Source organism: Robbsia andropogonis, assembly GCF_034047095.1.
GTDB lineage: Bacteria > Pseudomonadota > Gammaproteobacteria > Burkholderiales > Burkholderiaceae > Robbsia > Robbsia andropogonis.
This window is the reverse complement of record NZ_CP139166.1, coordinates 935232-958464: the sequence shown is the minus strand read 5'-3', so window position 1 is coordinate 958464 and position 23233 is coordinate 935232. Positions and strand designations below refer to the sequence as shown.

The 23233-nt window shown below is 63.0% G+C and carries 18 protein-coding genes; 11 read left to right on the top strand and 7 right to left on the bottom strand.

The genetic code is table 11. From position 1 onward, the window contains the following. Window positions 1-3: 3 nt before the first annotated feature. Both SJQ66_RS09145 and fhuB read left to right on the top strand, forming a co-directional pair. A complete protein-coding gene (locus SJQ66_RS09145) occupies window positions 4-1152 on the top strand; it encodes an ABC transporter substrate-binding protein (protein ID WP_052738288.1) in 1149 nt (382 codons plus the stop codon). A 16-nt stretch (window positions 1153-1168) separates the two neighbouring features. Continuing rightward, entirely contained in the window at window positions 1169-3304 is a 2136-nt protein-coding gene (gene fhuB, locus SJQ66_RS09140) for a Fe(3+)-hydroxamate ABC transporter permease FhuB (RefSeq protein WP_320533965.1), read from the top strand. A gap of 25 nt (window positions 3305-3329) precedes the next feature. On the opposite strand, the gene SJQ66_RS09135 is transcribed toward fhuB, so the two are convergent. Both SJQ66_RS09135 and SJQ66_RS09130 read right to left on the bottom strand, forming a co-directional pair. Beyond that, window positions 3330-4073, bottom strand: coding sequence for a polysaccharide deacetylase family protein (locus SJQ66_RS09135; protein WP_236693486.1), 744 nt, complete (start codon window positions 4071-4073; stop codon window positions 3330-3332). 13 nt (window positions 4074-4086) lie between these two features. After that, window positions 4087-5292 (bottom strand): glycosyltransferase family 4 protein, encoded by a 1206-nt coding sequence (locus SJQ66_RS09130; protein ID WP_024903980.1) that lies wholly within the window; start codon window positions 5290-5292, stop codon window positions 4087-4089. Window positions 5293-5625: 333 nt separating this feature from the next. Between SJQ66_RS09130 and SJQ66_RS09125 the strand changes: the two genes are divergently transcribed. From SJQ66_RS09125 to SJQ66_RS09085, 9 genes are all read left to right on the top strand, one after another. Then, complete coding sequence (locus SJQ66_RS09125; protein ID WP_024903981.1) at window positions 5626-6504, top strand: hypothetical protein; 879 nt, start codon at window positions 5626-5628, stop codon at window positions 6502-6504. 121 nt (window positions 6505-6625) lie between these two features. Next, a complete protein-coding gene (locus SJQ66_RS09120) occupies window positions 6626-7099 on the top strand; it encodes a MarR family winged helix-turn-helix transcriptional regulator (protein ID WP_024903982.1) in 474 nt (157 codons plus the stop codon). 172 nt (window positions 7100-7271) lie between these two features. Further along, complete coding sequence (locus SJQ66_RS09115; RefSeq protein ID WP_024903983.1) at window positions 7272-8102, top strand: p-hydroxycinnamoyl CoA hydratase/lyase; 831 nt, start codon at window positions 7272-7274, stop codon at window positions 8100-8102. Window positions 8103-8272: 170 nt separating this feature from the next. Next, window positions 8273-9721, top strand: a complete 1449-nt coding sequence (locus SJQ66_RS09110) for an aldehyde dehydrogenase (protein WP_024903984.1) — start codon at window positions 8273-8275, stop codon at window positions 9719-9721. After that, the gene (locus tag SJQ66_RS09105) at window positions 9718-11619 is read left to right on the top strand and encodes a feruloyl-CoA synthase (protein ID WP_320533964.1); all 1902 of its coding nucleotides are present in this window, start codon (window positions 9718-9720) and stop codon (window positions 11617-11619) included. Before SJQ66_RS09110 ends, SJQ66_RS09105 begins: the two co-directional genes overlap by 4 nt. 175 nt (window positions 11620-11794) lie before the next feature. After that, the gene (gene mhpT, locus SJQ66_RS09100) at window positions 11795-13000 is read left to right on the top strand and encodes a 3-(3-hydroxy-phenyl)propionate transporter MhpT (RefSeq protein ID WP_024903986.1); all 1206 of its coding nucleotides are present in this window, start codon (window positions 11795-11797) and stop codon (window positions 12998-13000) included. Window positions 13001-13275: 275 nt separating this feature from the next. Further along, complete coding sequence (locus SJQ66_RS09095) at window positions 13276-14364, top strand: porin (RefSeq protein WP_024903987.1); 1089 nt, start codon at window positions 13276-13278, stop codon at window positions 14362-14364. An 82-nt stretch (window positions 14365-14446) separates the two neighbouring features. Further along, complete coding sequence (locus SJQ66_RS09090) at window positions 14447-16195, top strand: tannase/feruloyl esterase family alpha/beta hydrolase (protein WP_157685775.1); 1749 nt, start codon at window positions 14447-14449, stop codon at window positions 16193-16195. 23 nt (window positions 16196-16218) lie between these two features. Further along, the gene (locus tag SJQ66_RS09085; RefSeq protein WP_024905212.1) at window positions 16219-16746 is read left to right on the top strand and encodes a DUF3237 domain-containing protein; all 528 of its coding nucleotides are present in this window, start codon (window positions 16219-16221) and stop codon (window positions 16744-16746) included. A gap of 57 nt (window positions 16747-16803) precedes the next feature. Here SJQ66_RS09085 and iolB read toward each other — a convergent pair whose 3' ends face one another. From iolB to SJQ66_RS09060, 5 genes are read right to left on the bottom strand one after another with little or no spacing between them, the layout of a single operon-like run. Continuing rightward, the gene (gene iolB, locus SJQ66_RS09080; RefSeq protein ID WP_024905213.1) at window positions 16804-17622 is read right to left on the bottom strand and encodes a 5-deoxy-glucuronate isomerase; all 819 of its coding nucleotides are present in this window, start codon (window positions 17620-17622) and stop codon (window positions 16804-16806) included. Beyond that, complete coding sequence (gene iolE, locus SJQ66_RS09075) at window positions 17619-18524, bottom strand: myo-inosose-2 dehydratase (protein ID WP_024905214.1); 906 nt, start codon at window positions 18522-18524, stop codon at window positions 17619-17621. Before iolE ends, iolB begins: the two co-directional genes overlap by 4 nt. A gap of 4 nt (window positions 18525-18528) precedes the next feature. Continuing rightward, window positions 18529-20397 (bottom strand): 3D-(3,5/4)-trihydroxycyclohexane-1,2-dione acylhydrolase (decyclizing), encoded by a 1869-nt coding sequence (gene iolD / locus SJQ66_RS09070; RefSeq protein ID WP_236693476.1) that lies wholly within the window; start codon window positions 20395-20397, stop codon window positions 18529-18531. Beyond that, window positions 20394-22388: a bifunctional 5-dehydro-2-deoxygluconokinase/5-dehydro-2-deoxyphosphogluconate aldolase gene (locus SJQ66_RS09065; protein WP_024905215.1), complete on the bottom strand. Its 1995-nt coding sequence runs from the start codon at window positions 22386-22388 to the stop codon at window positions 20394-20396. The genes iolD and SJQ66_RS09065 overlap by 4 nt, the downstream gene beginning before the upstream one ends. 33 nt (window positions 22389-22421) lie before the next feature. Then, window positions 22422-23231, bottom strand: coding sequence for an ATP-binding cassette domain-containing protein (locus SJQ66_RS09060; protein WP_024905216.1), 810 nt, complete (start codon window positions 23229-23231; stop codon window positions 22422-22424). Window positions 23232-23233: the final 2 nt, after the last annotated feature.

The following is a 23233-nucleotide window of genomic DNA, read 5'->3' as shown; positions in this document are numbered from 1 at the left end:
TGAATGGTCAGGCCGCTGATGTTGCCGGAACTACCAATACTTATGCCCATGCCGGATTGCGGTGACACGAACTTCGGCGATCCCGTTCCGATGACCCGCCGCCGCTGGTTGCGGGCTGTTGGGGGCATGCTTGGCATGGGGTGTCTCGGCGCAGCAGGATTATTGGCCGACCCGGCAATGGTCCATGCCACGTCCACCGCGACGCCGTTTGATCGCAATGCCGCGCGTCGGATGGCGACGGGGACCATGCCGCGGGTTGCCGTGCTCGACTGGGGGCTGACCGAGGTTGTCTTGTCATTGGGCGTGACACCGCTGGCGATTGCGCGACCTACCTGGTATCGGGCGCTTGACGGCGATCCGTCGTTGCCGGTCGCGGTAACAGACACGGGACTGCTCTACCAACCGAATTTCGAGGTATTGCAGGCACTTGCACCGGAGCTGATCATCGTCACGCCATGGCATGCACCGCTGCTACCACAATTGAGGCGCATCGCACCGGTGGAAACGGTGGCAATGTTCGGCGCGCGTCATGATTTGCTTGCGCTTGCGCAATCCGCCACGCAGCAGTTGGGCGACCGGCTGAATCGACAAGCGGCCGCCGCGGCATTGGTGGCGGAAACCGGGCAGGTGATTGCGGCCACCCGGGCCACGCTGGCGTCCCGGCTATCCGATAATGTCGGGACGCCGATGCTGTTTTTCAAACCGATCGATGCGACGCATGTGGCTGTCTATGGCGAGAACAGCTTGTTCGGCGCGGTGGCCGGCCGCGCTGGTCTGCAAAATGCCTGGACGGGAGAAGGGGACTTGCTCGGCAGTGGGCAAACCGATCTCGCCGGTTTGGCCGATGCCACGCGTCTCCATGACGTCGATCGATTGCTGGCCGTTGCCATCGACGCCCCGCCGCCATTGGCCGCCGCGATGCGTGGTAGCCGATTGTGGCAAGTTCTTCCGTTTGCCACGGCCGGGCGTGTCGTGCAGTTAAACGGCATGACATACGATGGTCATCCGTTCGCGCCATTCGGCGGATTGCGGACGGCGATTCGTTTTGCCCGCGCGCTCACTGGCGTACTCGACTTAACGTCTTCTCACAACGTGGCTTCCGGCAGTATGCACGCCCTCTCACGGATGTCGCCCGCGACGCCCCGCGCCTGACGCTAATCGATTCCTGATGACACGATACGATTCCGCTTCACGTGATCCGGCACGGTCCCCCGCGCCACCCGCGCCCGTCCGGTCGCGCGAACGATGGTCGATGCCGGTAGTGGTGTTGCCCTTCCTCTTCATCGCCCTGGCATTACTGGCGCACGGGTTGGCGCAGCAGTTGCCGGTGAGTACCTGGCCACGATTATTCGGTTTGGTTTTTGACCACGGTGCCAGCGTCGGCGGCATCGGCAGGCCCGTAACAGACCACGCGTCGCATGCGGCCTCGGCGGTGGAAACCCTGTCGATCTTGCTGGTCCGCTATGGCTGGCTGCCACGCGTGGTGATTGCACTGATTGCCGGGGGAGCCTTGTCATTGGCGGGCGTGATTTTCCAGCAAGTCTTGCGTAATCCGCTCGCCGAACCCCTGACGCTCGGCGTGGCATCAGGCGGCTATCTGGCGCTGACAGTGGCGGCGGTGGTCGCGCCGGCCCTGGTTGCGGATGCGCGATTCGCCGTGGCCTTCGGCGGTGCCGCGGTGGCGATGCTGCTGACGATGGCCTTTGCCGCCAGGCGCGGCTTTTCATCGCTGTCTGTCATTCTCGCCGGCATGATCGTCAACCTCTATTGCGGCGCCGTGGCCGTGCTGTTGACCATTGTCTATGAGCGCTCACTCACCGCGGTCTTTATCTGGGGCGGCGGCGTCCTCAGTCAAAGCGGCTGGCAAGGCGTGCTCTGGTTGTTGCCTCGGGTCCTCGTCGGCGCGGTGCTGGCAGCGCTGTTGATCCGCCCCTTGCGTCTGTTTTCGCTTGACGACGCGCAAATGTCGCAACTGGGTCTGCGGCTCGCGTGGATCCGGCCATTGGCGCTGACGCTTGCCGTCTTGCTGAGCGCATCAGTTGTCAGCGCGGTCGGCGTGATCGGTTTCATCGGTTTGGCAGGTCCCGCGTTGGCACGACTGGTCGGCGCGCGGCGCCTGCGTGACCAATTGCTGTGGGCACCGGTAATTGGCGCGCTTTTGCTGTTGATCGCCGATCAAGTCGTGCAAGCGCTGCCTCCGGCGCTCGGTGCGCAGTTGCCCACGGGTGCCGCCATCGCTTTGCTGGGGGGGCCGTTGCTGTTGTGGATGTTGCATCGGTTCCGACTGGACGGTGCGCGCCCGGAAACGCTGCACGCCGCCGCGCCGCGTCGCGCGCTGCACGGGCCGGCATGGGTACTGACGATTTTGCTGTTGATCGGCGTATGGCTGTCCCTGCACCTGGGGCGTGATGTCGGCGGCGGTGGCGGGCAGGGTGGATGGACATGGGCTGATGCGTCGACACTGCCACAACTGATGTACTGGCGCTGGCCGCGCTTATTGGCATCGCTTGCTTCGGGCATCATGCTGGCGTTGGCCGGGACGCTCCTGCAGCGCGTCACCGGTAACCCGATGGCAAGTCCGGAGTTGCTCGGGGTCAGCGGTGGCGCAATGGTGGGAACGTTATTGCTGGCGCTGTCGTTAGCGGCGCTCGGCATGGCCCCCGGCACGGGCTGGCTGCTGCTGGGGGCCTCCGCTGGCGCGCTGCTTTTCCTGGCCGCACTGCTCGCGATAGGGCGGCGCCGTCGGTTCGCGCCGGGGCATGTGTTGTTGGGCGGTATCGCGCTCAGTGCCTTTGCACAGGCGGTCATTGTGCTAGCCACGGCCAGCGGTGGCGCGTATGCCACGTTGATACGCCCCTTGCTGTACGGTTCGACCTATCTGGTCAGCCCCGGTACCGCAGTCGGTGTTGCCGTCTCCGCGGTGCTGTTGACGCTGTTGGCGATGCTGTGTGCCCGTTGGCTCGATATGTTGCCACTAGGGGGCGACATTGCCGATGGCTTGGGCATGGACAGCGGGCATGCGCGACTCGTGTTGTTGCTGTTGTCCGCGGTGGCGAGTGCGGCGGCGACGTTGATCGTCGGGCCGATGTCATTTGTCGGCCTGATGGCGCCGCATCTTGCGCGGCTGCTGGGGTTCAATCGAGCACGCTCGCAGCTATGGATTGCCGCACTGATTGGCGCGGTGCTAATGGTGTTGGCGGACTGGCTCGGGCGGAATGTCATCTTCCCGCAGCAGATGCCGGCAGGTATCCTGGCGACGCTGATTGGCGGGCCTTATCTGCTGTGGTTGTTGCAAAAGCGGTAAACAGCATTGCGGCGCCGTCTTGCCGCTATGTTCTCGCGAACGCGGACGGCAGCGTTGGCGGAAGCAGGCACTTCGATAGTAATTTAGGGACCGATGTAAATGCGCTGACGGTTACGCGAGGGAGTGCAAAGAGATCGTCATTCGCACGCGCCCGGCCGCGCGCCGTCGTGGTGGCGTTGCTGTAGCCGGCCTTACGCGTCATGTCGGCAAGTTTCGCGTTCCAATCACCATAGGGGTAGCAGAAAGCGTCGACTGGCGCGTCCACCACGGTTTCCAAGGCGTGTTTGGAACCGGCGATCTGCCGCTCGGCCGATGCGTTGTCCAACTGCGGCAAATGACAGTGATCGATCGTGTGGGAGCCTACTTCCTGGCCCGCCGCGTGCCACGCCCGCACCTGCGCGGCATCCATCAAGGGCGTCGCGGGGACGCCGAGATGCGCGTCCCAGTCATTCGACCCCGCCAGCTTTCCCGCCACGAAATAACATGTCGATGTGAAATGCAATGCCGTCAATACGGGCGCCGCATATTCAAGCACGTTCGCGAAACCATCGTCGAAAGTAATCCCGAACACCTTGCCGGTTTTTTCGCCGTGCAGATAAGGCTGCAGGTCGCGCATCGACAGACCGCGGTAGCCGAGTCGTCGCAGCCATTGCATCTGAGCGCGAAACGCCGACGGTGCGACATGCAACGTCCATAACGGGTTATCGCGCGGCGGCACGATGTCGATCTGGTGGTACATCAGAATCGGAATAGCGGCGCGCGGCGTCATCGAGGGCATGGTGTCAAAGGGCCTGCGACGTGTTGGATGGCACGATCGGCTTGCTCACGCCTGTAGCCGTGTCCATGCTTGTCCGTGTGTCCTTGGTCTGCTTGCCGCGTGCTGCAATGGCGCAATGGTAGACCGACATCGTTTCGACAAGAAAGCCTTCCATGCCGAATTGCGCGACACTTTTGCTCCGGGCTGCGCGCCCCAGCGCCAGTCGATGGTCCGGGTCGTTTAATATCTGGCGCAGCACGCCAGCGACAGCCGCGGCATCCCCTGGTGGGACTACCCAGCCGTTGATACCGTCATCGACATTCTCCAGTAGGCCGCCGCTGGCAGCCACCATCACGGGGAGACCCGCGGCCATTGCTTCCCGGCAGGCGTACGACAGGGTTTCTTTTTGCGATAAGACAAATGCCATGTCACTACAGCCTAATACGGCGTTTTTGTCCGTGATCAGCCCGGTGAAATGAAAATGACGGCGAACGTCCAGCGCGTCGAGTGTCGCCAATGTCAAGTCACAAGGTAATTCCCCGGCCAGTACAACGGACAGTCGCGCGCGCTCCTCGGGGCGCAACAAGACGAGCGCATTGGCCAGTGTCATCCAGCCCTTGTGCGCGCCCGTCCCCGCGGTGCTGCCTAAAACCAGATGAGGCAACCGGCCCGAGGCACCGTAACAGATGTCGCGTAGCCCTTTCCATTGCCGTGCCAGTTCGGGATGATGTCCGGCGTCGAGATCAATGCCGTGTTTGACGACTGAAACCTTGCGGTAAGCGGAGTTGGCAAGGAAGGTTTTGACGTAGTCGCTTACTGCGATGGTGTGATCGGTGAAGAAGCGGGCACGAATGGCATTTCCGATCGAGCACGCGCGATGCTCATTATGTTTCGTGAAAACGATCACAGGGCGTTTGCGAATCAATGCGCAGGCAAGCATAACGAAGCGGTGATCGGCCGATCCGTTGACGTGGATGATGTCGAACTTGCCGGCGACAATCAGTTTTCTCAGGTGAATGATCGTAGTGGCCCACTCGGCGATGCGCGGTTTGAAGTCAAACGGGAGAAACGCGATATCGGGCAGCGCGTCACGCCATGCATATAACTGACTGGTGTCCGGCGTGGCAATGCTGATTCGGTGTTCCTTGGACAACGCCTTCGCCAGCGTCACGATGTACGTAGTGTGGCCTCCACCATTCAAGCTGTGGAAATTCGTATATAGGATGTTCACGCTGGCACCGTATGGCGTTACCGATTATTACTTTCCGCGCCGAGTTTAATACATGCAATCTGCTTACAACTGTCCGTCAGTCCGAAATATACAAAAGTCGCAAAGTCGCAAAGTCGCAACGTCGCGTAACGTGACATATCGACGCCTCACAGCGATATCAGCAGGCGGTCAAACGAATTATTGCTTAGGCACTAAACAACATGCAGCGGTATGGACTATCTGTTTACCGCGAACGAGAAGGCGTAGCGAGGCGAGATGGTCGACATTCATGGTGCCGTCATGACAGGTGACTAGTCTGGGGCTGCTTCACTTCTTTATCCCATGAGAGCCCAAATGACAAAGATCAACTGGCATCATGCGGCTGGCGTTGCAATGGTTGCAATGAGCTTGGTCGCGCACGATGCGTTTGCAAAAACCCCGACAGTTGGCAGTCGGGAATTCAAGGTCCTCTTGAATCCGGCCGCGTTCGACAGCGACCCACTGGACGCGGCGAACCGGTTCCTGACCGACTTGCAGGCCAGCCTCGCGTCGAATGGTTTCGATTCGACCGTGAAAAAGACGTTCGCCGCCGACCACGATCGCACCGTGCTCTATTACGATTCACCGGGAACGTGTGAAGTGAAGGCCGCAGGATATTCGATGCGCGAACGAGACGATAGTGGTGACCGTGAAATCGAGTTGAAGTTTGGTTCCACCGATGAAAGTACGGCGGCGAATACCGATGTCACCGGCAGTTCGTCAAAAGCCGAAAGCAAGCTTGAGGACGATATCACGCCGACGTATCACGAGCAGTTTTCGCATTCGACTTCAGAACCGTTGAAGAGCAGTAAAAACCTCAATCACCTGAGTGACATCAAGGATCTGTTCCCGACGACGACTGTTTTCGATAGCGTCAGCAGCCAGGCATTATCGCCAGTCAGCGGCTTGTCGATCCATGAGGTGACCTATGACGGGCCAACCAGTGATATTGGTCAGTCCGATGCGGATTTCACGCTCACGGTGTGGTACGCAAACGGGGCATCGACTCCCTCATTGGTGGAGATATCGTTCGAAGTCGACGTGAATGGTGATGGTCAATTTACGGACAAGGTGACGTCGCGGTCGAAATTAATTTTCAGCACCTTGCAAGGGATGACGAACTGGACGTTGTCGCCCAGCACGACGAAGACGGCGTGGGTGTACAACTACCAGCCGTCGTTTTGCTCGCAGTAAAAAAACGATCCTATCGGTCAGGCCGGCTGTGCCCATGGCGGCGATGTATCGGCCGGACGGGTGTTCGCGAGCATGGCTGGTAAGATAGCGGGACAGTCATCAGCCCGTCTCCCTTCCACCGATGAAGCCAGCCGCAAAGCCGACCCGAAAGGATATCGGAACCCGAATCACCCCTCGCCCCGCGCAGCGCCTGACGTATTCGATCGGCAACCTCGATCGCCTGCTGCGCCGTCACATGACCGACGCGCTTGCCCCGCTGGGCATCACGCTGGCGCAGTACACGGCGTTGTCCGTACTGGAGGCGCGTGGGCCGTTATCTAATGCGAAGGTTGCCGAGCGCTCATTTATCACGCCGCAATCCGCAAACGAGGTGATGAGTGCCATGGCCACGCGAGGACTGATCCGGCGCGATGCCGATCCGAACCACGGCCGCTTGATCCTTTTGACACTGACCGCGGAAGGCAGCGCGATGCTGCGTCGCTGCGAGACCGTATTTCAACCCCTCGAATTGCAAATGCTCGACGGCATGCAGGATGCCGATCGCGCGGTAGTGCAACGCTGGCTTGACGTCCTGGTGCGCAACCTGCGCAACTGATTCGGTTTCGGACACGCAGCCTTGCCCGACATATCCTGCTGGTTTCGGGTATACACCGAACTCGTGCGCACGCAATATCAGGTAACCTGATATAAATCACCTCTGGTTGCAATCGCGTCGGCGTGGCACCGCGATGCGATGCACTGATCCACACGAATAACGGGAACGTGACATGAGCAAATATGGAAATCGCTGGGAAACGGTGAAGGTGGAGGTATCGGCTGGTATCGCATGGGTCACGCTGAACCGACCGGAAAAGCGCAATGCGATGAGCCCGACGCTCAATCGCGAAATGCTGCAGGTGCTCGATGAGGTCGAGTTCGACGACGAGGCGAAGGTGCTGGTGCTGACCGGTGCGGGCACCGCGTGGACGGCCGGCATGGACCTGAAGGAGTATTTTCGCGAGATCGATGGCGGCTCGGACGCCTTGCAGGAGCGGGTACGTCGCGACGCGTCCGAGTGGCAATGGCGCCGGTTGCGGATGTATAGCAAGCCGACGATCGCGATGGTCAACGGTTGGTGCTTCGGCGGTGGATTTTCCCCGCTGGTCGCGTGCGATCTGGCGATTGCCGCCGACGATGCGGTGTTCGGGCTGTCGGAAATCAACTGGGGCATTCCGCCGGGCAATCTGGTCAGCAAGGCGATGGCGGATACGGTGGGTCATCGCCAGGCGCTGTACTACATCATGACGGGCGACACGTTCACCGGGGCCGAAGCAGCGGAGATGGGGCTCGTCAATCGCAGCGTGCCGCTCGCCGAATTGCGCGATGCGACGATTGCGATCGCCGCGAAGCTGACCGACAAGAATCCCGTCGTGCTGCGCGCGGCGAAACACGGGTTCAAGCGTTGCCGTGAACTCACGTGGGAGCAGTCGGAGGATTATCTGTACGCCAAGCTCGATCAGGCGCAATTGCGCGACCCGGAGCATGGTCGCGAGCAGGGGCTGAAGCAGTTCCTCGATGACAAGGCCATCAAGCCGGGCCTGCAGGCATACAAGCGCTGACTGACAGTGTGTGCTGGTGCCGGGCGCAAGGCGAGCCGAAAGGCGTGTATGCCGTCTTGCGCGGCGTGGCGTGTCCGACGTACCCGTCACGCCGACGTGATGAAAACGATAACGACCCCATCTCGCCCCGCGCCGGCAAGGGCGGGGTGAAGAGACGGACAGGAGACAACATGACCGACGGAAAGATGCTGATCGGCGGCGAATGGCGCGCGGCCACGGGCAGTGCGACGTTCGACCGACACGATCCGGTAACGGGGGCGCTGGCCTCGCGCGCCGGTGCCGCAAGCGTCGACGATGCAACGGCGGCGGTGGCGGCCGCGCACGCCGCCTTCCCCGCTTGGGCGGCGCTCGCCCCGACGGAGCGCCGGCGAAAGTTGCTGCAAGCGGCCGATCTGATGGATGCGCGCGCCGCGGACTTCATCGCCATGGGCGTCGCGGAGACCGGTGCGACGCCCGGTTGGATCGGCTTCAACGTGATGCTTGCGGCGAACATGTTGCGCGAGGCGGCGTCGATGACCACGCAGATTCAGGGCGATGTCATTCCGTCCGATACGCCCGGCAGCCTCGCGATGGGCTTGCGGGTGCCGTGTGGCGTCGTACTCGGCATCGCGCCGTGGAACGCGCCGGTCATCCTCGGCACGCGTGCGGTCGCGATGCCGCTTGCCTGCGGCAACACGGTGGTATTGAAGGCGTCCGAGCTATGTCCGGCACTGCACTTGATGATCGGGGGCGTGCTGAACGACGCGGGCATCGGTGCGGGGGTGATCAACGTGATTACCCATACGGCGGCCGACGCGCCGGCCGTTGTTGAGCGGCTGATCGCGGACCCGCGTGTGCGCCGTGTGAATTTCACCGGTTCGACACGGGTCGGCCGTATTGTCGCGCGGCTTGCCGCGGAGCATCTGAAGCCGGCACTGCTCGAACTTGGCGGCAAGGCGCCGGCGATCGTTCTCGATGACGCCGATCTCGATGCCGCCGTCGACGCGATCGCCTTCGGTGCATTTTTCAATCAAGGGCAGATCTGCATGTCGACGGAGCGCGCGATTGTCGCGCGGGGCGTTGCCGATGCTTTCGTCGAGCGGCTTGCCGTGAAGGCGCGGACGCTCGTGGCGGGTGATCCGCGTGACGGGCATCCGCTTGGCGCGATGGTCGGCGCCGACGCGGCGGCACGCGCCGCGGCGCTGGTCGAGGACGCGACGTTGCAGGGCGCGTCACTGCCGGTTGGCTGTCGTGTCGATGGCGCCATCATGCAGCCGACGATCGTCGACGGTGTGACGTCCTCGATGCGGCTCTATCGCGATGAGTCGTTCGCGCCGGTTGTCGCCGTGCTGCGCGCTGAGGATGACGAGCATGCGATCACGCTCGCGAACGACAGCGAGTTCGGTTTATCCGCGGCGGTATTCAGCCGCGACCTCGCGCGCGCCATGCGTGTTGCGAACCGGATAGCGTCCGGCATCTGTCACATCAACGGCGCGACCGTGCACGACGAGGCGCAGATGCCGTTCGGTGGCGTCAAGTCGAGCGGTCATGGCCGCTTCGGCAGCCGCGCGTCGGTCGCCGAATTCACCGAGCTGCGCTGGATTACCGTGCAGACCTCACCACGTCACTATCCGGTATGAGCAAGGAGACTGCCGTGCTTGCCACGCCTGTTTCATCCGTGCGTTATCGCGCGGCCGACGTCGCCGAGGGCGCCGCGCATATCGAGCGCGACGGTGACGGCTGGCTGCTGCGTGCGGTCGAGCCGCTCGGCGCCTATCCGGATCGCCTGACCGACTGTCTGATCGCCGGGGCGCGGGCGCATCCGTCTCGCACAATCGCCGCGCAACGTGGACCGGACGGCGAGTGGATCCAACTGCATTACGCGGCGATGCTCGAGCGTGCCCGATCACTTGGCGAGGCGCTCATCGGGCTCGGACTATCCGCTGAACGACCGCTCGCGATCCTGTCCGGCAACGACCTGCAGCATCTGCAACTCATGTTCGCCGCGATGCTGGCCGGTGTGCCCGTCGCGCCGATCTCGCCAGCGTATTCGCTGGTATCCACCGACCATGGAAAACTGAAATACACGCTTGGCGTGCTGACGCCTGGCGCGGTATTCGTCGATGACGGCGCGGCGTTCGCACGAGCGATTGCAGCGGCCGCGCCGGCCGACGCGGCCGTGATCGTCGGCCGCAATGCCGGAGCCCTCGCGACGCCTGGCGCGCGCGTCGTCGCGTTCGATGCGCTCCTCGACACGGTCCCGTCGACGATCGATGCCGTCCATGCGCAGGTGGGCCCCGACACGCTCGCGAAGATCCTCTTTACCTCCGGCTCGACGAAGCAGCCGAAGGCCGTGCCGACGACGCACCGGATGTTGTGCAGCAATCAGCAGATGCTGCGCCAGACCATGCCCGAGCTTGCGCGCACGCCACCGGTACTGGTGGACTGGCTGCCATGGCATCACACATTCGGTGGTAGCCACAACCTCGGCATCGCGCTGTACAACGGCGGCACGATCTGGCTCGATGACGGTCGGCCGGTGGCAGGTCGTTTCGACGAAACCGTGCGAAACCTGCGCGAGATCGCGCCCACGATCTATTTCAATGTGCCGAAGGGCTGGGAGGAACTGACGTTCGCCCTGGAGCGTGATTCCGCGTTGCGCGAGTCATTCTTTTCGCGCGTGAAGTTGTATTTCTTCGGTGGCGCGGGACTGTCACAGGCTGCGTGGGACCGGCTTGAACGGGTGACCGAGGCACATTGCGGCGAGCGCGTTCGCATCATGGCGGGGCTCGGCATGACGGAGACGTCGCCGTCATGCCTGTTCACGACCGGGCCGGTGCGACGTTCGGGCTACATCGGTTTGCCTGCACCCGGCTGCGAGGCGCGGCTCGCACGCTGTGGCGACAAGTTCGAGTTGCGTTTTCGCGGGCCGAACGTCATGCGTGGCTATCTCAATGCGGAGGTAGATCCCGCCAGCGTTTTCGATGCCGACGGATTTTATCGCAGCGGCGATGCGGCATATTTCGCCGATCCTGATCGTCCGGCGCTCGGGCTGATGTTCGACGGGAGGCTGACGGAGGATTTCAAGCTCAGTTCAGGGACTTTCGTCAGCGTCGGACCGATGCGCGCGCGGGCGGTATCGGAGGGCGCCCCCTATGTGCAGGACATCGTGGTGACGGGTATCGATCGTGACGACATCGGCTTTCTGGTGTTTCCACGACTCGACGCGTGCCGGCAACTGGCGGGTCTAGCCCCCAATATTCCGGCGGCCGACGTGCTCGCTTCGCCGGCGGTGCGTGACTGGTGCGCGACGTGGCTCGCGCGGTTGAACGCCACCGCGACCGGCAGCGCGTCGCGGATTGCGCGCGTGCGTCTGCTGGAAGTGCCGCCGTCACTGGATCTTGGGGAAACAACGGACAAGGGGTCGATCAATCAGGGTGCGGTGCAACGGCATCGTGCGGCGCTGATCGAGCGGCTATACGCGGCGGCGGCCGACGATCCGCTGGCGATTCTTGCGATACACGACGCACAACAGTGACACCCCATGAAACGCGATCGGCGGACGGGGCGGCGGATCTCACCGTCGCGCCGCACTGCCACAACGGGCATACGGAAAAGGAAAAATTAGGTATCCGTATGATGAAAGAAAACCGATAACAGACATTGCCGCGGCACATCAGACGTCCGCAAGCGGTGCAAATGGAGACCGACGCATGAATACCTATGTAGCGCAGCGGCAAGGAACCGCCGCGACGCTCGCGCTGTGTTTCGCGATTGCCTTGCTCGAGGGGCTCGACTTGCAATCGGTCGGGGTCGCGGCGCCGCGGATGGCGCGAGAATTCGGCCTGTCGGTTGGGCAGATGGGCTGGGCCTTCAGCGCAGGGACGTTCGGACTGCTGCCGGGCGCGATGCTCGGGGGACGGCTTGCGGACCGCTACGGCCGTAAGCGCGTGCTGATTGCATCGGTCTGCCTGTTCGGGTTGCTGTCGCTCGCGACCGCACAGGTGTCGAGCTTTGCCATGCTGACGGTCGTGCGGGTTCTCACCGGGATCGGTCTGGGCGGCGCGATGCCGAACCTGATCGCGTTGTCATCGGAGGTGGTTGCGCCGAATCGGCGCGGCACGGCGGTCAGCGCGATGTATTGCGGCATTCCGTTCGGCGGTGTAATCGCTTCGCTGATCGGTGTCCTGCTGGCAAGCGATACCGAATGGCGTCATATTTTCTATGTCGGCGGCGTCGGGCCGCTGCTGCTGGTGCCGCTTCTTGCCTTGATGCTGCCTGAGTCGCGCGCGTATCTCGACGCGGCCAGTACACGCAGTGAACCGGCGAGTGTTCGCACCGTGCTGTTCGGCGGCGGTCGCACGCCTGCGACGCTGGCGTTGTGGCTCAGCTACTTCTGCACGCTGATCGTGCTGTACTTCCTGTTGAACTGGCTGCCGTCGCTGATGGCCGCGCGCGGACTCGGCCGCGCGGAGGTCGGCATGGTGCAGATCTGCTTCAATATCGGCGGAGGGCTCGGTGCGCTCGGCATCGGCATGTTGACCGACCGACTCGGCGCGGCGCGCGTCGTGGGTGGCATGTACACCGCAATCGTCGTGTCGCTCGCGGCCCTGGCGCTCGCACCCGGTTTCACGACGTTGGCGGCGGCCGCATTTGCCGCGGGGATGTTCGTGATCGGTGGACAGTCGGTGCTGTATGCGCTAGCGGCGATTTATTATCCCACGGCCATGCGCGGTACCGGCGTCGGGGCGGCCGTTGCCGTGGGGCGGGTCGGCTCGGTCGTGGGACCGCTCGCCGCCGCGCAACTGCTTGCGATGGGACGCAGTACCTCCGTCGTGATTGGCGCGAGCATCCCTGTCACGGTGGTGGCCGCGCTCGCCGCGCTGCTGCTCGTGAGGCGTCAACCGGCCGATGAATGAGTCGCGGATGAGGGCGGTACGCGCATCCCGACACCCGTGTGGTCCACGCTAGGTGTTTGTACTAAACCGTACGCATTGGCGATTTAATATCAGGCTTCCTGATATAAGATGCGCTTCACGACAACGGACATTGGCGCGCCCGATGCCAACGTCGAATCGGGCAATACACGTCGCGGATGTCAAGAAGGCAGACTTTGCGATGCAACTAAAAAGGCGGCATCCGGGCATACCGGACAGTTGCCATCCTGCCAGATGGTTTGGAGATTGGAGACAGCATGAAGAAACTCGTCTGCATCGCGGCCTGTGCGATCGGCAGCGTCGCGCACGCGCAAAGCAACGTGACGTTGTACGGGGTCGTCGATGGCGGCCTGCTTTACCAGAACAAGAACGGCGGTCCGGGAGCGGGCGGTCCGACTTCTCATAGCAGCTTTCTGTTCAGCTCGGGAGGCAATACGAGCAATCGCTTCGGATTGCTCGGCATCGAGGATCTTGGCGGCGGCCTGAAGGCTGGCTTCCAGTTGGAAGGGCAGTTCAGTCTCGGCACGGGCGCGCTGTCGGCAACCAATACGTTGTTCGGCCATTATGCAAACGTGTTTTTGCGCACGCCGTACGGCCAGGTGACCGCAGGTTTGCAGCAAGATCCCGCGTATTACGCATTCGGTCGTGTCGACCCGCGCGACCTGAAGCAGGCGTTCAGCGCGGCCGGCTTCTGGAATTTCAACGAAGGCAGGAGCACGAGCTCAGCTGTCACCGTGTATGAATCCAATTCACTCGCGTATACGTATCGCACTGATAGCGTCTACGCTGGCGTGCTGTACCACTTCGGCAACCAGTCCGGCAGCCTTGCGCAAGGGCAGACGGTGTCGGCCGGCGCTGCCTATACGGGCGACCCGCTGATCGCCGAGGTGGCATACGTGCAGAAGAACGACACGACCGGCACGCGTGACCTGCGTGTATGGTCGCTCGGTGGCGGCTACCGGCTTGGCACGGTCACGCTGAAGGCGGCGTGGACCGACTACGACCAGCCGTTGGGCAATGCCATTTCACAGTTCGGGGTGACGGGTCCGTCCGACATCCGCGTGCTCCAAGCGGGCGCTAACTGGAATGTGACGCCCGCGACGCGGCTGACACTCGCCTACTACTGGGCCGAGGATCGGAAGAACACGCAGAATGCGACCACCACCGTCGTGTTGAGCGATGATTATCTGCTGTCGAAGGCGACCAGCGTATACGGCTATGTTGGTTGGATGAATGCGAAGAAAGGCGCGAATGGGCTAACGAATCTGATGACCGCATCGCTGACGGGCGGCGTGGCAGGACAGAACACGACGGCAGTCGGCGTCGGCATCTCGCATAAGTTCTGACCACGCGTAGCGGCACAATGCAACCACGCACGCAGTGGTCGCGTGCGTAACGACGACAAGCGGGAGACGACACGAAATGCAGATGGATCACGATAACGCGGTGCATCGCCCGGGTGGCGCCGGCGTAGCGAAAGTATCGGCCGGCAAGGTTGCATGGATGGTCGTGCTGGCCGCTGGCGTGGCTGGCTATTCGGGGGCGGCCCTGTCGGCATCGGCATCGTCCGGCTCGGCTTCGTCGGTCGCGCGGCGCGACGCCGATAGTAGCGCACAGATGTGCGCGCGCCTTGCTGAAAGCGCGATACCCGATGGCACGGTCACGTCGGCGAAATGGGTCGACGCGGTCAACGGCAAGCCTTCCGAGACGCTACCGGCGCATTGCCTCGTCGAGGGCGTGCTCGCGTCGCGCACCGGCCGGCCCGCGCCGGTCACGGTGAACGGCGCCGCTTCGACCAATGCGCAATACGGCATTCACTTCCAATTGCGTTTGCCGCTCGTATGGGCGGGACGCTTCTTCTACCAGGGCGGCGGCGGTAGTGATGGCGTGGTGCTGCCGGCTACCGGCACGATCCCGTCGTGGCGAGACGGTCCGCGTGCATTGGCGCGCGGCTTTGCCGTCGTCAGTTCCGATGCCGGCCACACCGCCGACCAGAACGTCGGCTTCGGTGTTGATCCCCAGGCACGTGTGGATTACGGCTATGCATCGATCGGCCCGGTCACGCGCGCCGCGAAGCAATTGATTGGCGCATTCTACGGCATCGGGCCGAAGCATTCCTATTTCGCCGGCTGCTCGAAAGGCGGCCAGGAAGCGATGGAAGCGATGCAGCGCTATGGCAGCGAATACGATGGCATCATCGCAGGTGATCCTGGTTTCCGCTTACCGCACGCGGCCATCGCGCAGGTTGCCGACACGCAGGCTTTCTCCCGCGCCGCGCCGCGCGCCTCGGACGGGCGTGTGTTGCTCGGCCAGGCGTTCTCGAATGCGGATCTTAATCTCGTCGCCACGGCCGCGCGCGCGCGCTGCGGCAACAGCGACGGCTTCGATTACCGGCCGGACACCTGCCGGTTCGATCCGGTGGAACTGCAGTGCCGGGCGGGTCAGACCGAGCAGTGCTTGCGCCCGGCGCAGGTTACCGCGCTGCACGAGGTGTTCGATGGTGCGAAATCATCCGATGGTCGCCCGTTGTATGCGCGCTGGCCGTATGACTCGGGGATTGGTAGTGCGAACTGGCGTCAATGGAAGCTGGGTGACAGCACGAATCCGTCGCTCGCCGAAACGCTGGGTGCTGGATCGATGCAGTACGTGTTCTCGACGCCGCCCCGCGATACGTTTGATATCCAGACGGTGTCGCTCGACGATCTCGATCGTTCAATCTACCGGAAGACCCCGGAATATCCGCAGTCGTCCGTCGAATTCATGGACGCTGATTCACTTGATCTCGACGGTTTCAGGGCGCGTGGCGGCAAGCTGTTGATGTATCACGGCGGCAGCGATCCGGTGTTCTCCGTGCTGGATTCCATCGACTACTATCGGCGGCTTTCCGAAAAATACCGTGCACGCGCCGATGCATTCGCGCGCCTGTACATCGTGCCGGGCATGAACCATTGCGCGGGTGGCGACTATGCGCTCGACAGCTTTGATTCGCTTGCGGCGATAGTGGGCTGGGTCGAGCGTGGCACCCCGCCGGGTGCGCTCGTCGCGCATGCAGGCAGTCAGTCCGGGTCGCAGTTGCCGGCCGGGATGACGCGTCCACTGTGCCCCTATCCGCAGACCGCGCGATATGTGAAAGGTGACGTGAACGATGCGTCGAGTTTTGTGTGCGTCGGGTCGTGAGCGCGATGAACAGGAGACATGCGATGAAAACGACTTGGTTGAAACCGCGGGGGTTGGCCGTCTTGCTGATGCTGGTATCCGTGGCGGCCGCCCAGGCGGCCGATATACCGTCACCGCCGCCGGAGCATCCCCCTTCGACCGAACTCGTGATGGAAATCACCTGTGATCTCGCGCCGACGATGTCACTCGGTGAATCGCCGATCGGTGAGCGGCGGATGGTGCCCATCGTCGGTGGCACGTTCACCGGCCCGCATATTCACGGAACCGTGCTGGCGGGTGGGGCGGATCGGCAACTGGTGCGTCGCGACGGCTACAAGCAACTATCCGCCACCTATGAGTTGAAGACCGACGACGGTGCAGTGATCAGCGTGTCGAATCACGTACTTGCGCCGCCGCAGCGTGCGCCCGGCCAGGCTGTGTTCTCGAATCTGGATCTGATTGCGCCGTCGGGGCGGTACGGTTGGATCAACGAGGGCGTGTATGTCGGAACGCTCGACAGCCTGCGTCCGGCACGCGATGCGGTGCTGATTCGCGTGTATCGACTTAAGTAGGCTTTTCGCGGCCGGACGATTCGCGACGATTGCCGCCCCGCATTGCCGGGGCATTGATCAGGTGTCGCTGTTGCCGCGCGCGTCGCGTTCGGCGATCCATGCGTGCGTCGGATCGTTCTTGAAGTGCCAGGTGCGCTTGTCGCCGGCCATGACATTCAGGTAGTAGTTGTCATAGCCGTACGGCACCACCACGGGATGATAGCCGCGCGGCACCATCACCACGTCATGATCTTCCACGGCCATCGTTTCGTCGAGGTCGCGCTGGTCGGTGTAGACGCGCTGAAACGCGAAGCCTTGCGGCGGATTCAGCCGGTGGTAATAGGTTTCCTCGAGCGCGCTTTCCACCGGCACGTTGTCCTGGTCGTGCTTGTGCGGTGGGTAGCTCGATGCGTGCCCGCCAGGCGTCTTCACTTCCACGACGAGCAATCCCTCGGCGGGCTCGGTCTGCGGGAGAATATCGCAGATATAGCGTGTATTCGCCCCTTTGCCGCGCGTCGAGCGGCTCATGTGCGACGGATCGATAAGGCGTGGGGGATACATGCCGGTCGCGGGCGCGCTCGCGACACCGATCTCGGCGTGGCGCGACGCGTGCACGGTAGCCGTCAAGGTGGGCGGTAGATAGACCGCGTACGGTGCGGTGTCCTCGAACACGCTGTCGCGCGTGCCGATGTTTTCCCAGCGGTGCATGCCCGCCTCGATCGTCACCGTGCCTGACAAGACCACGATGCACATCTCACGCGCCGTCTCGTAGAGTGACAGGCTCTCGCCGGGTGCAAGCCGGTAGGCCGCAAAACCGACATGTTTCCACGCCGCGCTTTGCGGTGTCACGCACGCGATGGTCTTGCCGTCGCGTGAAGCCTTCACGAGTAGGTTCATGCTGCCTCCTTCGAATGGGAATCGACGAGCGCGCGCAAAGTGTCATACCCCTTTTGCGCGAAGGCGTAGCTCGGCGCGATGACCGGGTCCTGCTCGGCCTCCACCACCAGCCAGCCGCGGTATCCGTGCTTTTTGAGGCGTGCGATGAGCGCGGGGAAGTCGATGTCGCCGTCGCCCGGAACCGTGAACGCGCCGTTGACCACGGCTTCCAGAAAACTCCAGTTGCGATTGCGTGCCAGCTTGACGACCTCGGTGCGCACGTCCTTGCAGTGGACGTGGCATACGCGTGCGACATGGCGATCCAGCACGGCGAGCGGATCTCCCCCGGCGAATGTGATGTGTCCCGCATCAAACAGGAGGCCCACCGTATCGTCGGTCAGGCTCATCAGCCGATCCACGTCGTCGGGGGTTTCGATATAGGCGCCCATGTGATGATGGTAAGCGACGCGTACACCGTGCGAGAGGGTGTAGGCCGCGAACGTGTCGAGGCGCTCGGCGTACGTGTCCCATTGCGCATCGGTAAAAAAGCGTGGGCGTTTATAAAGTGGTTGTGGCGCACCTTGGATCGAATGGGCGACCTCGCCATACACCATTACTCGCGCGCCGTTCTTCGCCAGCAGAGCCAGATGAGGGCCGACCGCTTCTATTTCCGCCTCTGCGCTGCGCTCGGCGAGGCGCCCCGAGTACCAGCCCGAGACGAGCGCGAGATCGTATGCGTCAAGCAGCGTCTTCAGGGCATGCGGTTCGCGCGGAAACTTGTTGCCGAGCTCAAAACCGTCATAACCGATCCGCCGGCCTTCGGTCAGCGCCGTGGCGAGTGGCGTTTCACCACCGAGCGAAGGCAGGTCGTCGTTCATCCACGACAGCGGATTGATGCCGATGCGTACGTCGAATCTGCTCATGGCGTTAGTCCTTTTTGCGTCCGCGTGCTGCAACGGCGCGTTCGTAGATCTCGCGTGCCTGGTTTACCGAGGCCCGTGCCGAGACCTCCGGCACCGCGACTTCCCACCACCAGCCTCCTTCCTCCGTCGGACGTGCCGGGTCCGTGTCGATGCTGATGAGATAGCTGTAATGTGCGGCGCGTGCGCGTCGCATGGCGGCTTCGAGTTGGCTGATGTTGGAGACGTGTTCGGCGCTCGCGCCGAGCGCGCGGGCATGCATTGCGAAATCGATGAAGGGCGCGCCGTCCGGTCCTTGTCTGCAGTCGTCGATAAGATTGTTGAACGGGGCGCCGCCGCACGCCTGTTGCAGCCGGTTGATGCAACCATAGCCGCGGTTGTCGAGTAGCACCACGATCAGCTTGCATCCGAGCATTACGGACGTGGCCAGCTCGCTGTTCATCATCAGATAGCTGCCGTCGCCCACGATCACGATCACTTCGCGGTCCGGCCGCGCGAGCTTCACGCCGAGGCCCCCCGCGATCTCATAGCCCATGCAGGAGTAACCATATTCGACGTGGTAAGCGCCGGCCACGCCCGCGCGCCAGAGTTTCTGCAGATCGGCGGGAAGTGTGCCGGCCGCACACACCACGATGTCGTTGACGGGCGACTCGGCGTGCGAGCGCTGCACCGCGCCGATCACGTCGGCTTCGCGCGGCAGCGCGTGGTCTGCGGGGGGCGTGCCGGTGACGCGAGCTACGGTGGCGCGCCAATCGCCGGCCAGGGCCTTCGCGCTGGTGGTCCACTGTGGCGCGGCACGCCAGTCCCCGAGCGCGGCGCTCAGCGCATCGAGCGCGGGTGCCGCGTCGCTTTCCACGGCGATGCTGCCTTGCTTCAACGCATCCAATCCATTCGCATTGACCGCGACGATGCGCGCTTGGGAGAAAAGCGTATTCGAGCCGGTGGTGAAATCCTGTAGTCGTGAGCCGACGGCGAGCACGCTGTCTGCCGTATTGGCGAGATCGTTCGCTGCCGCCGAACCGGTTACGCCGATGCCGCCCACGTTCAGCGGGTGATCCCATGCGAGCGCACTTTTTCCCGCCTGTGTTTCCGCGACGGGCACGCCATGGCGCTCCGCGAAGCGCCGAAGCGCCGCGCTTGCGTCGCCATACAGCACGCCCCCGCCCGCGATGATCAGCGGCGTGTACGCTTCACGCAAGGCGTGCGCGGCCGCATCGATTTCATGTGCGACCGGCGCCGGGGCATGGAAGGATATCGTGCGTGGTGCGAAAAACGCGAGCGGATAGTCGTAGGCCATTGCTTGCACGTCCTGCGGCAGGGCAAGCGTTACCGGCCCGCACAGCGCCGCGTCGGTCAGCACGCGAATCGCGCGCGGTAGCGCACTCAGCAATTGCGCCGGATGCATGATGCGGTCGAAGTAGCGCGACACCGGTTTGAGGGCATCGTTGGCCGAGATGCCGCCGTCGTGCGTGTCCTCTATCTGTTGCAAGACGGGGTCGGGGGCACGCGAGACGAATATGTCGCCCGGCAATAGCAAGACCGGCAATCGGTTCACATGCGCGAGTGCCGCCGCGGTCACGAGATTGGTGGCGCCTGGCCCGATGGAGGTGGTGACCGCCATCATGCGCTGGCGGAAATGCGCCTTTGCATAGGCGATGGCACTATGCGCCATCGCCTGTTCGTTATGCGCCCGATAGGTCGGCAGGGTGTCGCGCGCTGCGTATAACGCCTCGCCGATGCCTGCCACATTGCCGTGTCCGAAGATCGCGAAGACGCCGCCGAAGAGCGGTTCGCCCGTGGCCACCCGCAACGCCGCGATATAGCGCACGAGCGCCTGGGCGGTGGTGAGTCGGACCGTCGTTGCCTGCGCGCTCATGCTGCCTGCTCCTGACGTCGTGGCATTCCGGGTGCGCGGACCTTCCGCCATGCGTCGACCAGCGTTTGGAACGTATGCCGTACCTGCGCGATCAGTTCGCGGTCGTCGATTTCGCCGGCGAGCCATGCGCGGCTGGGATCATGAAAGATGGTCCGTCCGACCGTGAAGCCACGGCATGTCGCGGATGCCGCCGCCGCCACGAATGCCTCGCCTAACTGCTCGACTGGCGCCGACAGCCCGAGTAGCACCACGCCCTGGCAGGCAGGGTCGCGCTCGGCGATCAGTGCGTCGATGGCCTGCCATTGCGTCGCGCTCATGGACTCCAGCTTCCACCAATCCGGATAGATGCCGAGGTTATAGAGGCGCTTGAGCGCACGATAAACGCTGTCCTCCTCGGCGATCGGTCCGGTTTTCGGCACGATCACTTCGAGCAGCAACGCGTGACCGCTTGCCTGCGTCGCGTCATAAAGGGCGCGGATCTGCGCTTCCTGTTCGAGCCGCACATCATGGGGATGGTCGGGATGAAACTGCACGAGACATTTGACGATATGCTCGCGCGGCCAATCGGCCAGCGTCGTGCCGATCGAGCGACCTTGGTCGAATACGAGCGGCAGCGACCCTGGCATCTCCACGGGTCGCGCGATCCACCATCCGCGCCCGGTCGCCGCGTTGAGGGCATCCTGACCATAGCGCCCGTCGATCAGCACGCCGATGCGCCCTGCGAGTCCGCATTGTTGCTCGGTCTCGGCCACCGCCTCGACGAAGAGGCGCTTGAGTGTCGCGATACGCTCCTCGCCCGCGCCGCTCTGCTGTGCGAGTTCGAAGAATTGCGGACGATGATCGAAGGCGAAGCCAAGCACTTCGTCCCATTGCCTGCGTGCGGGACTGGTGCGATGCAGGCGCGCGAGGTGGGCATCGCGGTCCGGACGACGCATGCGTTCAGGCTCACGGCTCGCGGCGTCGAGGAAATAATCGAGTTCCGCGGACGTGGGCATGGCCGGCGCGCATCCATGGCGTGACACCACCAATGCGCCGCAGGCGTTGGCGGTGCGTGCGCACGCCTCGGGTGACGCGTCACGCAGCCATTTGGAAAGAAAGCCCGCGGCGAACGCGTCACCCGCACCCAGCACATTCAGCACTTCCACCTGCACACCGCGATGGATCAGTGTGGCGTCGAGTGTCGGCGGCACCGCGCCGTCGATGATCGAGCAGCCGAGCGGTCCCCGCTTGACCACGAGCGTGGCGCCGGTCACACGCCGTACGGCCGCGAGGGAGTCGACGAGGTCGTCGTGTCCTCCTGCGATGCGAAACTCTTCCTCGGTGCCGATCACGAGATCCATCAGCGGCAGGATGCCTTGCAGATGCGCGGTCACGCCTTCGTTCGCGATAAAGCGTGTTTCGCCATCCGCTTTGCCGGTCAGCCCCCACAACACCGGCCTGTAGTCGATATCGAGTATGGTACGCACGTCGTTGCGGTGCGCGTATTCGAGGGCACGGCGGCTCGTGCGGTTAACCTGCGGCGTGGAGAAGTGCGTGCCCGTGATCAGCAGCGATTTCGCGGACGCGATGAATGCTTCGTCGACGTCGCTTTCATCTACCGCCATGTCGGCGCAGTTTTCGCGATAGAACACGAGCGGAAAGGTGTCGCGGTCTTCGATGCCTAGGAGCACGAGCGCCGTAAGCCGTTCGGGATCCACCTTGATGTAGCGCGTGTCGCAGCCTTCGCGCTGGAGTGTCTCCAGGAGGAAGCGGCCCATATGGTCGTCACCGACGCGCGTGAGCATTGCCGATTTCAGGCCAAGTCGCGCCGCGCCAAACGCGATGTTCGCCGATGAACCGCCGAGATACTTCGCGAACGTCGAGACGTCTTCGAGACGCGCACCAACCTGCTGTGCATAAAGGTCGACGCCAAGTCGACCCAGGCAGATGATGTCGAGCGCGCGGTGACGGTCAAAATGGATTTCAGCGCGTGATTCGTTTTTCACTGACATGTCGCGTTCCGGTGCGTAATCCTTGTTCAACGGTCAGACCGTCGCCCCTTCCAGTTCTTCGATCATCCGCTGCATTTCGGCACCTCCCGCCATCATGTCGAGCACTTCGTTCTTCGTGATGGTGTCCTTGGTGAACGTGCCGAGCGAGCGCCCGCGATTGAGCAGCGTGAAGGAATCGCCAATCGGATAGGCATGGTGCACGTTGTGGGTGATGAAAATCACGGAGATGCCTTTGGCGCGCGCCGCATGGATCAGCCGCAGCACGTTGAAACTCTGCTTCACGCCGAGTGCGGCAGTGGGTTCGTCGAGGATCAGTACGCGCGCGCCGAAGTGGATCGCGCGTGCAATCGCCAAGCACTGCTTTTCGCCGCCGGACATGGTGCCGATGGGTTGATGCGGGTCGCGTACGTGGATGCCCATTTCGGCAAGCTTCGCGCGAGCGGTTTCGGCGGCAAGATCAAGGTCCATCACGTTGAAGAGGCCGAGATATTTTCTTTGTGGTTCACGGCCCATGAAGAAATTGCGCGCTACGGACAGGAGCGGCACGAGCGCGAGATCCTGGTAGACGGTCGCGATGCCTAAGTCCAGCGCCTCCTTGGGGGACTGGAACATCACCGGCTTGCCATCGACGAGATACTGGCCGGAGGAGGGCGCATGCACGCCGGCGAGCATCTTGATCAGCGTGGACTTGCCAGCGCCGTTGTCGCCGAGCAGGCAATGCACTTCTCCCCGCCGCAGATGCAAGGTGACGCCATTGAGTGCGATGACCTTCCCGAAGAACTTGCTGACGTTGTCAAGCGCAAGAATGACATCGTCGCTTGGCGTGAAAGAGTCGGTGGACATGA

What these genes read in the sequence shown, in the direction of transcription:
- SJQ66_RS09145 (WP_052738288.1), top strand. Translation starts at nt 4, where the DNA reads ATGGTCAGGCCGCTGATGTTGCCGGAACTACCAATACTTATGCCCATG.
- fhuB (WP_320533965.1), top strand. Translation starts at nt 1,169, where the DNA reads ATGACACGATACGATTCCGCTTCACGTGATCCGGCACGGTCCCCCGCG.
- SJQ66_RS09135 (WP_236693486.1), bottom strand. Translation starts at nt 4,073, where the DNA reads ATGACGCCGCGCGCCGCTATTCCGATTCTGATGTACCACCAGATCGAC.
- SJQ66_RS09125 (WP_024903981.1), top strand. Translation starts at nt 5,626, where the DNA reads ATGACAAAGATCAACTGGCATCATGCGGCTGGCGTTGCAATGGTTGCA.
- SJQ66_RS09120 (WP_024903982.1), top strand. Translation starts at nt 6,626, where the DNA reads ATGAAGCCAGCCGCAAAGCCGACCCGAAAGGATATCGGAACCCGAATC.
- SJQ66_RS09115 (WP_024903983.1), top strand. Translation starts at nt 7,272, where the DNA reads ATGAGCAAATATGGAAATCGCTGGGAAACGGTGAAGGTGGAGGTATCG.
- SJQ66_RS09110 (WP_024903984.1), top strand. Translation starts at nt 8,273, where the DNA reads ATGACCGACGGAAAGATGCTGATCGGCGGCGAATGGCGCGCGGCCACG.
- SJQ66_RS09105 (WP_320533964.1), top strand. Translation starts at nt 9,718, where the DNA reads ATGAGCAAGGAGACTGCCGTGCTTGCCACGCCTGTTTCATCCGTGCGT.
- mhpT (WP_024903986.1), top strand. Translation starts at nt 11,795, where the DNA reads ATGAATACCTATGTAGCGCAGCGGCAAGGAACCGCCGCGACGCTCGCG.
- SJQ66_RS09095 (WP_024903987.1), top strand. Translation starts at nt 13,276, where the DNA reads ATGAAGAAACTCGTCTGCATCGCGGCCTGTGCGATCGGCAGCGTCGCG.
- SJQ66_RS09090 (WP_157685775.1), top strand. Translation starts at nt 14,447, where the DNA reads ATGGATCACGATAACGCGGTGCATCGCCCGGGTGGCGCCGGCGTAGCG.
- SJQ66_RS09085 (WP_024905212.1), top strand. Translation starts at nt 16,219, where the DNA reads ATGAAAACGACTTGGTTGAAACCGCGGGGGTTGGCCGTCTTGCTGATG.
- iolB (WP_024905213.1), bottom strand. Translation starts at nt 17,622, where the DNA reads ATGAACCTACTCGTGAAGGCTTCACGCGACGGCAAGACCATCGCGTGC.
- iolE (WP_024905214.1), bottom strand. Translation starts at nt 18,524, where the DNA reads ATGAGCAGATTCGACGTACGCATCGGCATCAATCCGCTGTCGTGGATG.
- iolD (WP_236693476.1), bottom strand. Translation starts at nt 20,397, where the DNA reads ATGAGCGCGCAGGCAACGACGGTCCGACTCACCACCGCCCAGGCGCTC.
- SJQ66_RS09065 (WP_024905215.1), bottom strand. Translation starts at nt 22,388, where the DNA reads ATGTCAGTGAAAAACGAATCACGCGCTGAAATCCATTTTGACCGTCAC.
- SJQ66_RS09060 (WP_024905216.1), bottom strand. Translation starts at nt 23,231, where the DNA reads ATGTCCACCGACTCTTTCACGCCAAGCGACGATGTCATTCTTGCGCTT.